This is a genomic window from Rhodopseudomonas sp. G2_2311 (assembly GCF_047501505.1).
Taxonomy (GTDB): Bacteria; Pseudomonadota; Alphaproteobacteria; order Rhizobiales; family Xanthobacteraceae; genus Rhodopseudomonas; species Rhodopseudomonas palustris_H.
Genome location: NZ_JAZDRK010000002.1, coordinates 110,316 through 124,322, shown reverse-complemented (window position 1 = coordinate 124,322; position 14,007 = coordinate 110,316). Strand labels below are relative to the sequence as shown.

The following is a 14,007-nucleotide window of genomic DNA, read 5'->3' as shown; positions in this document are numbered from 1 at the left end:
GCGCCTGATGCGTAATTGGCTACCGCTTGACCGACCGAAACTTCCGGGCGATGCAAGCATTCTCCGGCAGGCTCACTCGAAATCAGCGTGGTGACGTGGAAGCCAAATTCCAGATTTTTCTCACGCTGCTCGCGGTGCTGGCCGGAACGGCGCTGCTGGCCCGACGCGTCAACATCGCACCCGCGATCCTGCTGCTGATCGCAGGCATCACGCTGGCCTTCATTCCTGGGATGCCGGCGATCGAGCTGCCGCCGGACCTGATCCTGCTGCTGGTGCTGCCGCCGCTGATCTATTCGGCCAGCGTAGCGATGAGCTGGCGCGAATTCTGCGCCAATCTGCGGGCGATCGGCCTGCTCGCGATCGGCTGTGTGATCTTCACCGCCTTCGCCGTCGCGGCGGCGTCGCACTATCTGAGCGGCCTGCCGTGGTCGGTCGGCTTCCTGCTCGGTGCGATCGTCGCCCCGCCCGACGTGGTCGCGCCGCTGGCGATCGCCCGCAAGCTCGGCCTGCCGCGGCGCATCGTCGTGGTGCTGGAAGGCGAAGGGCTGGCCAACGATGCGACCGCACTGATCCTGTACCGCTTCGCGGTCGCGGCCATCATGACCGGCGCGTTCTCGCTGACCAAAGCATCGGGCACCTTCGTGGCAATCATGGCGGGCGAACTGGCCTTCGGCGTCGCAGTCGGCTGGCTCAGCCTGCGGGCGCGGCATTGGGTGCGCGACCCGCAAATCGAGATCACGCTGTCACTGCTGACGCCGTACATCGCCTATTGGATTCCCGAGCATCATGGCGGCTCAGGCGTGATCGCCACCGTCGCCTGCGGCCTGTACATCTCGTGGAACGGCCCGCTGCTGATCTCGGCTGCGACCCGGTTGCAGGGCATCTTCTTCTGGGATCTGGTGATCTACCTGATCGAGGGGATGCTGTTCCTGCTCACCGGCTTCCAGCTCCGGGCGCTGCTGGAGCGGTCGAAGGAATTTGCCTTCGGCGACATCCTGTCGGCCACGCTGCTGGTCGCCGCGATCGTGATCGCCGCGCGCTTCATCTGGGTCTATCCGGCGTTCTATCTGCCGCGGTTTCTCAGCCGCCGCTTGCGGGCGAGCGATCCCTATCCGTCATGGCGCACGGTGTTCGTGATCGGCTTCACCGGCGTGCGCGGCGCGGTGTCGCTCGCCGCGGCGCTGGCGCTGCCGTACGCGTTGCCGAGCGGCGAGACGTTTCCGTATCGCGATCTGATTTTGTTCGTCACCTTTGGGGTGATCCTGATCACGCTGGTCGGCCTCGGCCTGACGCTGCCCGCCGTGGTGAAGCTGCTCGGCGTCACCCGCGTCGGACACCGGGAGCAGATCGCCGAGCACGACGACGAGATCACCGCCCGCCGCGAAGCATTGGCTGCCGCGCAGGCATCGCTGAAGAAGATCACCGACAATCGCGAACTCACCGAAGAGGTGCTGAAGCTGCTGCACGCCCGGCACCAGACCAGGGCCAGTCTGCTGCCCGATCCGATCGGCTCCCCGGAGCACGAGGCCTCGGCGGTAGGCATCGCCCTGGTGCGCGAGCTGATCGCGGTCGAGCGCAAATTCATCCACGCCCAGCTTCGCGCCGGCAAGATCACCGACGAGGCGCGACGCCGAATCGAGCGCGATCTCGATCTCGAGGAGGCCAGTCTCGCCAACCGCGAAAGCGGACCGGCGCCGTTGTAAGGCCGTCATGCAGTGACCGAGCCGGCCAAATTCTGCCTGATCGTCGGAATCGTGCTAATCTGCACGCATGAAAAAACCTGAGCTGGAACTATTACTCGACCGGGTCTCGACGCGACCTACGACCGCCCAGCAGGACCTGCTGGATTCGATCGCCGAGATCGAGTCCCGCCACGATCTCATTTACCGGCTGAGCGATGGTGATCGGATTGCCGTCCAACGCGGACTAACGGACCTTCGAGAAAATCGGCTTGCCAGCGATGAAACGGTGGCCGCGCTGTTCAATCGCTTTCGGACATGAAGGTTCGCTGGTCCGACAACGCGGTCCACGAACTCGACGAGATCTTATCGTTCATTGCTGAGCGCAACCCATCCGCCGCCCATGCCGTTGCGGATTTGATTTGGGAGCGAACGCGCCTGCTGGGCGAGTTTCCTTTGGCCGGCCACAAGACGACCTGACGACCGTCCGAGCGCTATCCGTGGTCCGCTATCCGTTCGTGATCTTCCACAAGGTGGACGACGCAAAGGATGAAGTCGTCATCCTCAGCGTCCGCCACACCGCAAGACGCGATCCCACGCGCTCCGCATGAGAGCGCTAACCGCGGCCGGGACTTACTCCGCCGCCGGCACCATCTGGGCCGCGCCGGGCTTCGGCGTCGCGCCGTAGCGCTGCTCGATGTAGTCGATCACCAGCGCCTTGAAGTCGGACGCGATAGTGTCGCCGCGCAGGGTGCGGAATTTCTGGCCGTCGACGAACACCGGAGCCGCCGGGGATTCGCCGGTGCCGGGCAGCGAGATGCCGATATTGGCATGCTTGCTCTCGCCGGGACCATTGACGATGCAGCCCATCACCGCGACGTTGAGGTTCTCGACGCCGGGATAGCGGCTGCGCCACTCCGGCATCTCGTCGCGGATGAAGTCCTGGATCGAGCGCGCCAGCTCCTGGAAGGTCGTCGAGGTGGTGCGGCCGCAGCCGGGGCAGGCCGCGACCAGCGGCACGAAGGTGCGGAAGCCCATGGTCTGGAGCAGTTCCTGCGCGACCTGGACTTCGCGGGTGCGATCGCCGCCGGGCTCAGGGGTGAGCGAAATCCGGATGGTGTCGCCGATGCCCTGCTGCAGCAGGATGCCGAGTGCCGCGGACGACGCCACGATGCCCTTCGAGCCCATGCCGGCTTCGGTGAGACCGAGATGGATCGCGTAGTCGGAGCGCGAGGCCAGATCCTGGTACACAGCGATCAGGTCCTGCACCGCCGAGACCTTGGCGGACAGGATCATCTTGTTCTTCGGCAGGCCGATCTCTTCGGCGCGCGCGGCGGACAGCAGCGCCGACTGCACCATCGCCTCGCGGGTGACGGCGCGGACGTCGCGTGGATTGGCGGACGCGGCGTTCTCGTCCATCAGCTTGGTGAGCAGCTCCTGGTCGAGCGAGCCCCAATTGGCGCCGATGCGGACCGCCTTGTTGTTCTTGATTGCGATCTCGACGATATCGGCGAACTGCGTGTCACGCTTGTTCTTGAAGCCGACATTGCCGGGATTGATCCGGTACTTGTCGAGCGCCTCGGCGCAGGCCGGGTATTCGGCGAGCAGCTTGTGGCCGATGTAATGGAAGTCGCCGATGATAGGCGTGGTCAGGCCGAGCTCGCGGATGCCATCGCGGATGTGCGGGACAGCGGCGGCCGCCTCCTCGCGATCGACGGTGATCCGGACCATCTCCGAGCCGGCCCGGGCCAGCGCGGCGATCTGCTTGATGGTGCCCTCGATATCCGCGGTGTCGGTATTGGTCATCGACTGAACGACGATCGGGGCACCGCCGCCGACGGCCACATCGCCGACCATGACCTGGGTGGTTTGGTGCCGCGGCGCGGGGCCGGCGACGTCGTCTCGCAGCGGATTTTCGAGCTTGTTCATGGCGGTCCGAATATCAGGTTTTGGTGACATTCAGCAATGGATCGTTGGGTGCAGGAACCGGAGCCGGCCGGTTCACGAGATAGAGACCGGCGATCACCAGCACCGCCGCGGCGCCGAATGCCGGGGTCAGCGGGTCGTGCATGATCAGATAGCCGGCCGCCACCCCGAATAAAGGGGTAATGAAGGTGAAAGCCGACAATTTGCTGGCCGAATAGGTCTTCACCAGCCCGAACCAGAGCAAAAATGTCAGTCCGACCACCCAGATGGTCTGATAGGCCATCAGCCCGAGCGACAGCGTCGACGGCATTTTGGTGATGGTTTCGCCCGACAGCAGCGCCGCGCCGGTCAGAATCGGCACCGAGATCGCCACCTGGTAGGCCAGCCCCTTCTCGGCCGGGGCCCGCTGCAGCCGGGTTCCCTTGACGATCAGGGTGGTGGCCGCCCACAGCGCACCGCCCCCGACCAGCATCAGGTCTCCGATCAGCACACTGCTATCGACATCGGCCTGCGGCACGCCGATCGCCAGCGCCACCCCGGCAAAGCTCAGCGCCAGCCCGGCCCATTGCATCCGGCGCAGCCGCTCGCCGAGCAGCCGGTAGGAGCCGAGCGCGACGAAGAACGGCGCGGTGTAGAGGAACACGACCGCGCGCGACGCCGTGGTCAGCGTCAGGCCGTGATAGATCAGCACGAATTCCAGTCCGAACAGCACCCCGGCGAACAGCCCGGCGCGCAGCGTTCCGTCGCGCTGGAACAGCTTCACCCGGCGCGATTTGGCGATGATCAGGATCACGATCAGGGCGCCGGCCGACCGGATCGCCGCCTGCAGGAACGGCGGAATATCCGGCAGCACCAGCTTCACGGCGATTTGGTTGAAGCCCCACGACAGGCAGCACAGCAGCATCAGCGCAATCGCGCCGGCGCTCAGCGGACGCCCCATGGTGCCGCTCACCGCAGCGGTCGCGGGGACTTAATGATCAGGCGCGCGGGAATTGCCGGGGTCCGGCGTGACGTCTTGACCGACATGGTGCCTCCGGCTTTTCGCCGTGTTGTGGCGGGCGCTGGCGCGCCACGCTCCTCCCATGGATCAAGGCGTAAACTGCGTCAGGCGGCTTGGCAATGGCCGCACACGCCGGTGATCTCGACCACCGACATCTTCGGCGTAAACCCCGTCTGGCGGGCGGCTTCGTTGAGGCGCTGCGTCACTTCGGAGGCCGGGACCTCGGCAACCGAGCCACAGCATTCGCAGATCAGGAACGCGACGGTCGCAGCGTCGTCGTGATCGTGGCCGCAGGCCAGGAACGCATTGCGGCTCTCGATCCGGTGCACCAACCCGTTCTGCATCAGGAAATCGAGCGCCCGATACACCGTGATCGGCGCCGGACGCGGCATGTCCCGGGCCAGTTCCTCGATCACCTCATAGGCGCCGAGCGGCCGATGGCTGGACAGCAGCGCGCGCAGCACCTGGCGTCGGATCGGCGTGAGGTTTTGCGAGCGGCCGGCACAGACCCGCTCGGCGTGTTCCAGACCTTCGGCGGAGCAACGGTCGTGATCGTGCCCCGGCGCGGGGAAGGTCGGCTTCAATGCGGTCATCGGGGCCCATCACACTCACGCGCCGGCCAACCGGGCCGGCTCATGTTCGAGCAACACCCTACACCGGGGCAGCGTTCAAGTCTCGCGACCGACCCAGCTTTGAGAGGCATGCGCAACTCGGATTTGTCGTATGCGAATCGGCGCCTTGAGAAATAATAAGCTTGCTTATCTTATGCAAAGCTTAGGAGGCGGCGCCATGACCCGGGGTCCGGAGGACCAGAACTTCATCTTTGCGTTCGCCGAGGTGCAGCGCCTGATGCGCGCCTATGCGGACAGGCAGGCCTCCCGGCACGGCATTACCCGCGCCCAATGGGCGGTGCTGGCCAAGGTGGAGCGCGCCGAAGGGCTGAAGCAGTCCGAACTCGCCGAACAGATGGAACTACAGCCGATCACCCTGACCCGGCTGATCGACAAGCTGTGCGACCACGGCTGGCTGGAACGCCGCAGCGACGACAGCGATCGGCGCTGCAAGCGGCTGTACCTGCGCGAAGCGGCGCGGCCGCTGCTCGGCAAGCTCGCCGGCCTCCGCGCTGAACTCACCGACACCGCGCTCGCCGGCCTGACGCCGGAGGATGCCCAGCGCCTGGTGCGGCAGATGCAGATCATCAAGGAAAACTTGCGTGGCGCGATCCAACAGCACTGCCACCGCGAAGAAAAACGACGGGAGGAGCACTATGGCTGAACCGGCCCTGAAATTTCCGACCGAGCAAAAGGAGCCTTCGGCCGCCCCGTCCGTCGCCGCCAGCGGCGGTCCGCGCCGCGGCCTCGGCGGCACGCTGCGTCGCTATCGGCGGCCGCTGCTGCTGGTCGTGCTGCCGATGGTGGCGCTGATCGGCGGCGTCACTTTCTATCTGGAGGGCGGCCGCTACGTCACCACCGACGACGCCTATGTGGGCGCCCAGAAGGTGCTGATCACGCCGGACGTGGCCGGCAAGATCGTCGAAGTGACCGTCAAGGAAGGTCAGCGCGTCCAGCCCGGCGACGAGCTGTTCCAGATCGATCCGGTGCCGTTCCGCCTCGCGGTGGCGCAGGCCCAAGCCAAGCTCGCCGACGCCAAGACCAGCCACGCCAATCTGGTCGCCAACGTCAAGCTGTACGGCCAGACCATCGACCTGGTGAACGCCGGCATCGCGCTGAAGCAGCGCGACGTCGAGCGCAAGACCTCGCTGGTGCAGAGCCGCGCCGGCTCGCAGCTCGATCTCGACAACTCGACCGCCGCGCTGGTGACCGCGCAGGCGCAGCTGCAGCTCGTCAAGCAGCAGCAGTCGACCGCACTCAACCAGTTGCTCGGCGATCCCGAACTGCCGCTGGAGAAATTCCCCGCCTACGCCCAGGCCAAGGCGGCGCTCGACGACTCCGAACGTAACCTGCGGCTGTCGACCGTGCGGGCTCCGATGAGCGGCACCGCCACCCAGGTCGACAACATCCAGCTCGGCCGTTTCGTCGCCGCCGGCACGCCGGTGTTCAGCGTGATCGACACCGCGCAGCCATGGGTCGACGCCAATCCGAAGGAAAGCGACTTCACCTATGTGGCGGTCGGCCAGACCGTGACGCTCGATGTCGACGCCTTCCCGGATCATCAGTTCAAGGGCCGGGTGTCGTCGCTGTCGCCAGGCACCGGCGCGCAATTCGCGGTGCTGCCGCCGCAGAACGCCACCGGCAACTTCGTCAAGGTGGTGCAGCGGGTGCCGCTACGCATCACGCTCGACGAGACCGATCCGATGATCAAGCGGTTGAAGGCCGGCATGAGCGTCAACGTCGCGATCGACACTAACCACCGCCGGTCGCTGGCCGGCCTGCTCGGTTTCGGCCGCGCCGCCGCGGCCCAGCCGGAGCACAACTGACCGATGGCGGGCGCGGCACAATCTCACGCGGTCCCCGGCTTCCGCCGGAACATGGTGACGATCTGCGCCATGACCGCGACGATCATGCAGGCGCTCGACACCACGATCGCCAACGTCGCGCTGCCCTACATGCAAGGCTCACTGTCGGCCTCGCAGGACCAGATCAACTGGGTGCTGACTTCCTACATCGTCGCCGCCGCGATCATGACGGCGCCGGTCGGCTGGATCGCCAACCGGTTCGGCCGCAAGCGCATCTTCATCATCTGCTCGGCCGGCTTCACGATCGCGTCGGTGATGTGCGGCCTCGCCCAGGACATCACCCAGATGGTGCTGTTCCGGCTGCTGCAGGGCGTGTTCGGCGCCGCACTGGTGCCGCTGTCACAGGCGGTGATGCTGGACAGCTACGCGCTGCACGAGCGCGCCAAGGCGATGTCGATCTGGGGCATGGGCGTGATGATGGGGCCGATCATGGGCCCGTCGCTCGGCGCCTGGCTGACCGAGACGTATTCCTGGCACTGGGTGTTCTTCGTCAACCTGCCGTTCGGCGCCATCACGGTGCTGGGCCTGGCGATGTTCATGGACGAGACCGACAAGAACCACGAATTGCGGTTTGACTGGTTCGGTTTCGCGGCGCTCGCGGTCGGCATCGGCGCGATGCAGCTCGCGCTCGACCGCGGCGAGCAGCTCGACTGGTTCAACTCGCCCGAGATCATCATCGAGTCGATCATCTCGGTAGTCGGGTTCTACTACTTCTTCGCTCACTCCTTCACCACCGAACGCCCCTTCATCCAGTTCGCGATCTTCAAGGACCGCAACTTCGTCGGCGGCGTGGTGTTCATGACCGTGATGGGGCTGGTGCTGTTCTCCACCATGGCGCTGTCGTCGCCGTTCCTGCAGAACGTCGAAGGCTACCCGATCATGACCGCCGGCCTGCTGCTTGCCTCGCGCGGCTGCGGCACCTTCGTGGCGATGATGATCGTCGGGCGGATCATGCGCTACATCGAGGCCCGCACCCTGATCGCGACCGGCCTGTCGCTGACCTGCGCGTCGCTCTACGTGATGACCGGCTGGACCGACCAGACCAGCGTGTCGAGCGTAGTCGTCACCAGCATCATCCAGGGCTTCGGCTTCGGTCTGGTGTTCGTGCCGCTGTCGACGGTGGCGTTCATGACGCTGCCCGGGCAGCTCCGCACCGACGGCACCGCGATGCTGACGCTGGTGCGCAACGTCGCGAGCTCGGTCGGAATTTCGGTGGTGATCGCCAAGCTGTCGTCGGGCACCACCACGGCGCACGCGATCCTCACCGAGCACATCAACCCGTTCAACGACGCGCTGCAGATGCCCAACGTCACCGGCATGATCGACCTGTCGACCACCACCGGCAAGGCGATGATGGACGCGATCGTCACCATGCAGGCGCAGATCATCGCGTTCTCGCACGACTACGCGATGGTGATGTTCCTCACCGCAGCCGCCGTGCCGATGGCGATCATCATCGGCTCGACCAAGGCCGCGCTGCGCAAGCAAAGCGAAGCCGCTGCCGATCATGCCGCTGTGATGGAGTAGCTCTTCCCCTCTGCCCGCAAGAGCGGTGCGAGGGAGATCATGGGGATGCCGCCACACCCCAGCGTCATGCGCGGGCTTGACCCGCGCATCCATCGCGCGCCCGGAGCGCGCCTCATGAAAGCCTTGCGAAGAGGATGGATTGCCGGGTCAAGCCCGGCAATGACGCAACATCTTCGTTAGTTCACCTTCTCGATCGCCATCGCGACGCCCTGGCCGACGCCGACGCACATCGTGGCGAGGGCGAGTTTGCCGCCGCGCTTTTCCAGGCCGTGCACCGCGGTCAGCGCCAGGCGGGCGCCGCTCATGCCGAGCGGGTGGCCGAGCGCGATCGCGCCGCCGTGCGGATTGACGAAGTCGGCGTCGTCCTGGACGCCGAGCTGGCGCAGGCAGGCGATGCCCTGGCTGGCGAACGCCTCGTTCAGTTCGATCAGGTCGAAGTCGCTGATCTTCAGCCCAAGCCGCTCCATCAGCTTGCGGGTCGCCGGCACCGGGCCGATGCCCATGATCCGCGGCGGCACCGCGGCCGAGGCGAGGCCCAGAATCTTGGCGCGCGGCGTCAGGCCGTATTTCTGCACCGCCGCGGCGGATGCGATCAGCAACGCGGCGGCGCCGTCATTGACGCCCGAGGCGTTGCCGGCGGTCACGGTGCCCGGATTGCGCACGATCGGCTTCAGCTTGGCGAGGCCTTCCAGCGTGGTTTCGGGACGCGGATGCTCGTCCTTGTCGACGGTGATCGGGCCGGCCTTGCCGCCCGAATACGTCACCGGCGCGATCTCCTCGGCGAAGTAGCCGGCCGCGATCGCCGCACCGGCACGCTGCTGGGAGCGGATCGCGAACGCGTCCTGGTCGGCACGCGAGATCTGGAATTCTTCGGCGACGTTCTCGCCGGTCTCCGGCATCGAGTCGACGCCGTATTGCTGCTTCATCAGCGGATTGATGAAGCGCCAGCCGATCGTGGTGTCGAAGATGTCGGCGGTACGGGCGAATGCTTCGGTCGCCTTACCCTGCACGAACGGCGCGCGCGTCATCGACTCGACGCCGCCGGCGATCGCCAGATCGATCTCGCCGCCGCGGATCGCGCGACCCGCCGCGCCGACCGCATCGAGACCGGAGGCGCACAGCCGGTTGAGGGTCTGGCCGGGCACCGAGTCCGGCAGGCCCGCCAGCAGCGCGGCCATGCGGGCGACGTTGCGGTTGTCTTCACCGGCCTGATTGGCGCAGCCGAAGAACACCTCGTCGACCGCGCTCCAGTCCATGTCGGGATGCTTGGCCATCAGCGCCTTGATCGGCACCGCCGCGAGATCGTCGGTCCGGACCTTGGCGAGAGAGCCGCCGTAACGGCCGATCGGGGTGCGCACCGCGTCGCAGACAAACACGTCGGCCATCGAAACTCTCCCTATTTTGCCGATCCGGGCTGGGGCGCCGGACTTGAAGCCGGGTTGTAGGAAGCGCCGCCGAACAGGTCAATCCGCCGCAGGCTGGCGCGCACCTGGTTGAAACCCGTGCATGGCTCGCCGCCCGAGGTAGGAACGAAGGTGCGATTTTTGCTATGCATCGGGCCATGACCATCCGCCCCGACATCGCTCTGCCGCCCGAAGCCGCTCCGCCTCCGGAAGCGCCCGCCAAAATGTCGCCGATGATGGAGCAGTACCACGAGATCAAGGCCGCAAATCCGGGTCTGTTGCTGTTCTACCGGATGGGCGATTTCTACGAACTGTTCTTCGACGACGCCGAGATTGCCGCACGCGCGCTCGGCATCACGCTGACCAAGCGCGGCAAGCATCTCGGGCAGGATATCCCGATGTGCGGCGTGCCGGTGGAGCGTGCCGACGATTATCTGCACCGGCTGATCGCGCTCGGTCACCGCGTCGCGGTGTGCGAGCAGACCGAAGATCCGGCAGCGGCACGCGCCCGCAAAAGCGTGGTGCGGCGCGACGTGGTGCGGCTGATCACGCCGGGCACGCTGACCGAAGACACCCTGCTCGACGCCCGCGCCAACAACTACCTGCTGGCGATCGCGCGCGCCCGCGGCTCGGCCGGCGCCGATCGCATTGGCCTCGCCTGGATCGATATTTCGACCGGCGAATTCAACGTCACCGAGTGTTCGACCGCCGAGCTTGCCGCGACGCTGGCGCGGATTAATCCGAACGAAGCGATTGTGCCGGACGCGCTGTACAGCGACACCGAACTGGCACCGACGTTGCGCGAACTCGCTGCCGTCACGCCGCTGACGCGGGACGTGTTCGACTCCGCCACCGCCGAGCGGCGGCTGTGTGATTACTTCGCGGTCGCCACCATGGACGGCCTCGCCGCGCTGTCGCGGCTGGAAGCGACCGCCGCCGCGGCCTGTGTGACGTATGTCGATCGCACCCAGCTCGGCAAACGCCCGCCGCTGTCGCCGCCGTCGCGCGAAGCCGCTGGCACCACGATGGCGATCGATCCGGCGACCCGCGCCAATCTCGAACTCACCCGCACGCTCGCCGGCGAGCGCCGCGGCTCGCTGCTCGACGCGATCGACTGCACCGTCACGGCCGCCGGCTCGCGCCTGCTCGCGCAGCGGCTGGCCGCGCCGCTGACCGATGCGGCGGCCATCGCGCGCCGGCTCGATGCGGTCGAAGCCTTCACGGCGGATTCGGGAGTGCGCGAACAGATCCGCAGCTCGCTGCGCGCGGCGCCCGACATGGCGCGTGCGCTGGCGCGGCTGTCGCTCGGCCGCGGTGGTCCGCGCGACTTGGCGAACTTGCGCGATGGCATCCGTGCCGCCGACGAGGTGCTGGCACAGCTCGGCCAACTCGCCACGCCGCCGCAGGAGATCGCGAGCGCGATGGCGGCGCTGCAGCGCCCCTCGCGCGCCCTGTGCGCCGAGCTCGGCCGTGCGCTCGCCGACGATCTGCCGCTGCTCAAACGCGACGGCGGCTTCGTCCGCGAAGGCTACGAGCCGGCGCTCGACGAGACCCGCAAGCTGCGCGACGCCTCGCGGCTGGTGGTGGCCTCGATGCAGGCGCGTTACGCCGACGATACCGGCATCAAGGCGCTGAAGATCCGGCACAACAACGTGCTCGGTTACTTCGTCGAAGTCTCGGCGCAGCACGGCGACAAGCTGATGGCGGCGCCGCTGAACGCCACCTTCATCCATCGCCAGACGCTGGCCGGCCAAGTGCGATTCACCACCGCCGAACTCGGCGAGATCGAAGCCAAGATCGCCAATGCGGGCGATCGCGCCCTCGGGCTCGAGCTGGAAATCTTCGACCGCCTCGCGGCGATGATCGATGCCGCCGGCGAAGATCTGCGCACCGCCGCGCACGCGTTCGCACTGCTCGATGTCGCCACCGCGCTCGCCAAGCTCGCCAGTGACGACAACTACGTCCGACCGGAGGTCGACGAGTCGCTGAGCTTTGCGATCGAAGGCGGCCGGCATCCGGTGGTCGAGCAGGCGCTGAAGAAGGCCGGCGAGCCGTTCATCGCCAATGCGTGCGATCTGTCACCCGGCCCGGCGCAGACCAACGGCCAGATCTGGCTGCTGACCGGCCCGAACATGGCCGGTAAGTCGACCTTCCTGCGCCAGAACGCGCTGATCGCGCTGCTGGCCCAGGTCGGCAGCTTCGTGCCGGCGAGCCGGGCGCGGATCGGCATCGTCGACCGGCTGTTCTCGCGCGTCGGCGCCGCCGACGATCTCGCCCGCGGCCGCTCGACTTTCATGGTCGAAATGGTCGAGACCGCCGCGATCCTGAACCAGGCGTCCGAGCGGGCGCTGGTGATCCTCGACGAGATCGGCCGCGGCACCGCGACGTTCGACGGCCTGTCGATCGCCTGGGCGGCGATCGAGCATCTGCACGAACAAAACAGATGTCGTTCGCTGTTCGCCACGCACTACCACGAGCTGACGGCGCTCTCGGCCAAGCTGCCGCGGTTGTTCAACGCCACCGTGCGGGTCAAGGAATGGCGCGGCGAGGTGGTGTTCCTGCACGAGGTGCTGCCGGGCTCCGCCGACCGCTCCTACGGCATCCAGGTCGCCAAGCTGGCCGGCCTGCCGCCCTCGGTGGTGACGCGCGCCAAGGCGGTGCTGGCCAAGCTCGAAGCCAACGACCGCGGCCAGCCCAAGACGCTGATCGACGACCTGCCGCTGTTTGCGATGACGGCCCGCGCACCGGCCGAGGCCGCGCCGCCGAGCGAGGCGGAGCAGCTGATCGAAGCCGTCAAGGCGCTGCATCCTGACGAGATGTCCCCGCGCGAAGCGCTGGACGCACTGTACGCGCTGAAGGCCAAGCTGCCACAATCGTAGGATGGGTTGGCGCACGCGAACCCATCCTACGGACTGAACCGCACCCGATCACAAAAAATGGCCGGGACAAGCCCGGCCATTTCGACAATCAACTCTTTGAAAAGACTTACTTCTTGGCCGGCGCCGGGGTGGCGGGCTTGGCCGCATCCGCCGGCTTGGCGGCATCCGGCTTCGCAGCCGCGTCGGGCTTGGCCGGCTGGTCCAGCCGCTCGATCTTGGCGGCCTGGCGCAGCTTGCTGACGTAGTCCGACTGCGCCTTGCGGGTGACGTACTGCTCGATCTGCGCCTTGACCTGATCGAAGCTCGGCGGCTTGCGGTTGCGCTTCTCTTCGACCTTGATGATGTGCCAGCCGAATTGGGTCTTGATCGGATCTGAGATCTTGCCCGGCTCCAGCGCGAACGCCGCGGCGGAGAATTCCGGCACCATCTGGTCCTTGGTGAAGAAGCCGAGGTCGCCGCCGTCGGACGCACCCGGGTCCTTGGACTTCTTCTTCGCCAGCTCGGCGAAGTCGGCACCCTTCTTCAGCTCTTCGGCGACCGCCTTGGCCTCATCCTCGGTCTCGACCAGGATGTGGCGGGCGTGAACTTCCTGCTCGCCGGAGATCTGCTTGGCGGCTTCATCATAAACCTTCTTCATCGCCTCGTCGGTGGTCGCGGCCTTGCCTTCGGCGGCAAGCACATCGTCCATCAGTAGACGGTTACGGGCGAAATCCAGGCGCTTCTTGAAATCCGCGTTGTCCTGGATCTTCTTGTCCTCGGCTGCCTTGGCGACGATCTTCATGTCGATCAGGAAGGCGAGCACGTTTTCCTTCCGGGTCGCGGGATCGAGCTGGGCGAGGCTCGGACCGAGCTCCTGCTCGGCAAGGTCGACGTCGCTCTGGCGGATTTCGGCGCCGTTGACCTTGGCGAGCACGGGGTTCGCATCCTGGGCGCGCGCAGCCGGCGCGGCCAGCAGCGCAAATGCGAGACAACCTGTCACAGCCGCGCTGATGAGGCCGGCGCGCAGGCCGGATGAGACTGCGTTGGACGCAGGTGTCATGGAAAATCCTTGTCTTGAAAGCCGGGGTGTCGGGGCGGCGGAACAGTCACCCAATCGCGGTGCCTTGGCAACGCGAAA

Annotated in this window: 12 protein-coding genes; 7 read left to right on the top strand and 5 right to left on the bottom strand. The window is 66.6% G+C overall.

All coding sequences use genetic code 11. The features are described 5' to 3' along the window. The first annotated feature begins 50 nt into the window (after window positions 1–50). The 3 genes from VRZ08_RS03485 to VRZ08_RS03475 all read left to right on the top strand — a co-directional run bounded on the left by VRZ08_RS03485 (window position 51) and on the right by VRZ08_RS03475 (window position 2,159). Complete coding sequence (locus tag VRZ08_RS03485) at window positions 51–1,703, top strand: Na+/H+ antiporter (protein WP_414531577.1); 1,653 nt, start codon at window positions 51–53, stop codon at window positions 1,701–1,703. Window positions 1,704–1,770: 67 nt separating this feature from the next. After that, window positions 1,771–2,001, top strand: coding sequence for a hypothetical protein (locus tag VRZ08_RS03480; RefSeq protein ID WP_414531576.1), 231 nt, complete (start codon window positions 1,771–1,773; stop codon window positions 1,999–2,001). Further along, on the top strand, window positions 1,998–2,159 hold the full coding sequence (locus VRZ08_RS03475; protein ID WP_263990381.1) for a type II toxin-antitoxin system RelE/ParE family toxin: 162 nt from the start codon (window positions 1,998–2,000) through the stop codon (window positions 2,157–2,159). Before VRZ08_RS03480 ends, VRZ08_RS03475 begins: the two co-directional genes overlap by 4 nt. A gap of 153 nt (window positions 2,160–2,312) precedes the next feature. Here the strand turns inward: VRZ08_RS03475 and ispG are convergent, their stop codons facing one another. From ispG to VRZ08_RS03460, 3 genes are all read right to left on the bottom strand, one after another. Next, a complete protein-coding gene (gene ispG / locus VRZ08_RS03470) occupies window positions 2,313–3,608 on the bottom strand; it encodes a flavodoxin-dependent (E)-4-hydroxy-3-methylbut-2-enyl-diphosphate synthase (protein ID WP_414531575.1) in 1,296 nt (431 codons plus the stop codon). Between the two features lie 13 nt (window positions 3,609–3,621). Beyond that, window positions 3,622–4,545 carry a DMT family transporter gene (locus VRZ08_RS03465; RefSeq protein ID WP_107354043.1) on the bottom strand — a complete coding sequence of 308 codons (924 nt, stop codon included), beginning with the start codon at window positions 4,543–4,545 and terminating at the stop codon, window positions 3,622–3,624. A gap of 164 nt (window positions 4,546–4,709) precedes the next feature. After that, window positions 4,710–5,198 (bottom strand): Fur family transcriptional regulator, encoded by a 489-nt coding sequence (locus VRZ08_RS03460; RefSeq protein WP_107354042.1) that lies wholly within the window; start codon window positions 5,196–5,198, stop codon window positions 4,710–4,712. 196 nt (window positions 5,199–5,394) lie between these two features. Here VRZ08_RS03460 and VRZ08_RS03455 point away from each other — a divergent pair, with 196 nt between their 5' ends. From VRZ08_RS03455 to VRZ08_RS03445, 3 genes are read left to right on the top strand one after another with little or no spacing between them, the layout of a single operon-like run. Beyond that, on the top strand, window positions 5,395–5,880 hold the full coding sequence (locus tag VRZ08_RS03455) for a MarR family winged helix-turn-helix transcriptional regulator (RefSeq protein ID WP_107342728.1): 486 nt from the start codon (window positions 5,395–5,397) through the stop codon (window positions 5,878–5,880). Beyond that, window positions 5,873–7,042, top strand: coding sequence for an HlyD family secretion protein (locus tag VRZ08_RS03450; protein ID WP_414531574.1), 1,170 nt, complete (start codon window positions 5,873–5,875; stop codon window positions 7,040–7,042). Before VRZ08_RS03455 ends, VRZ08_RS03450 begins: the two co-directional genes overlap by 8 nt. A 3-nt stretch (window positions 7,043–7,045) precedes the next feature. Then, a complete protein-coding gene (locus tag VRZ08_RS03445) occupies window positions 7,046–8,608 on the top strand; it encodes an MDR family MFS transporter (protein ID WP_107342726.1) in 1,563 nt (520 codons plus the stop codon). A 176-nt stretch (window positions 8,609–8,784) separates the two neighbouring features. Here VRZ08_RS03445 and pcaF read toward each other — a convergent pair whose 3' ends face one another. Continuing rightward, window positions 8,785–9,993 carry a 3-oxoadipyl-CoA thiolase gene (pcaF, locus tag VRZ08_RS03440; RefSeq protein ID WP_414531573.1) on the bottom strand — a complete coding sequence of 403 codons (1,209 nt, stop codon included), beginning with the start codon at window positions 9,991–9,993 and terminating at the stop codon, window positions 8,785–8,787. Between the two features lie 176 nt (window positions 9,994–10,169). On the opposite strand from pcaF, the gene mutS reads away from it, so the two are divergent. Further along, entirely contained in the window at window positions 10,170–12,890 is a 2,721-nt protein-coding gene (gene mutS, locus VRZ08_RS03435) for a DNA mismatch repair protein MutS (protein ID WP_414531572.1), read from the top strand. A gap of 106 nt (window positions 12,891–12,996) precedes the next feature. Here the strand turns inward: mutS and VRZ08_RS03430 are convergent, their stop codons facing one another. Beyond that, window positions 12,997–13,929: a peptidylprolyl isomerase gene (locus VRZ08_RS03430; protein WP_414531571.1), complete on the bottom strand. Its 933-nt coding sequence runs from the start codon at window positions 13,927–13,929 to the stop codon at window positions 12,997–12,999. Window positions 13,930–14,007 lie beyond the last annotated feature (78 nt).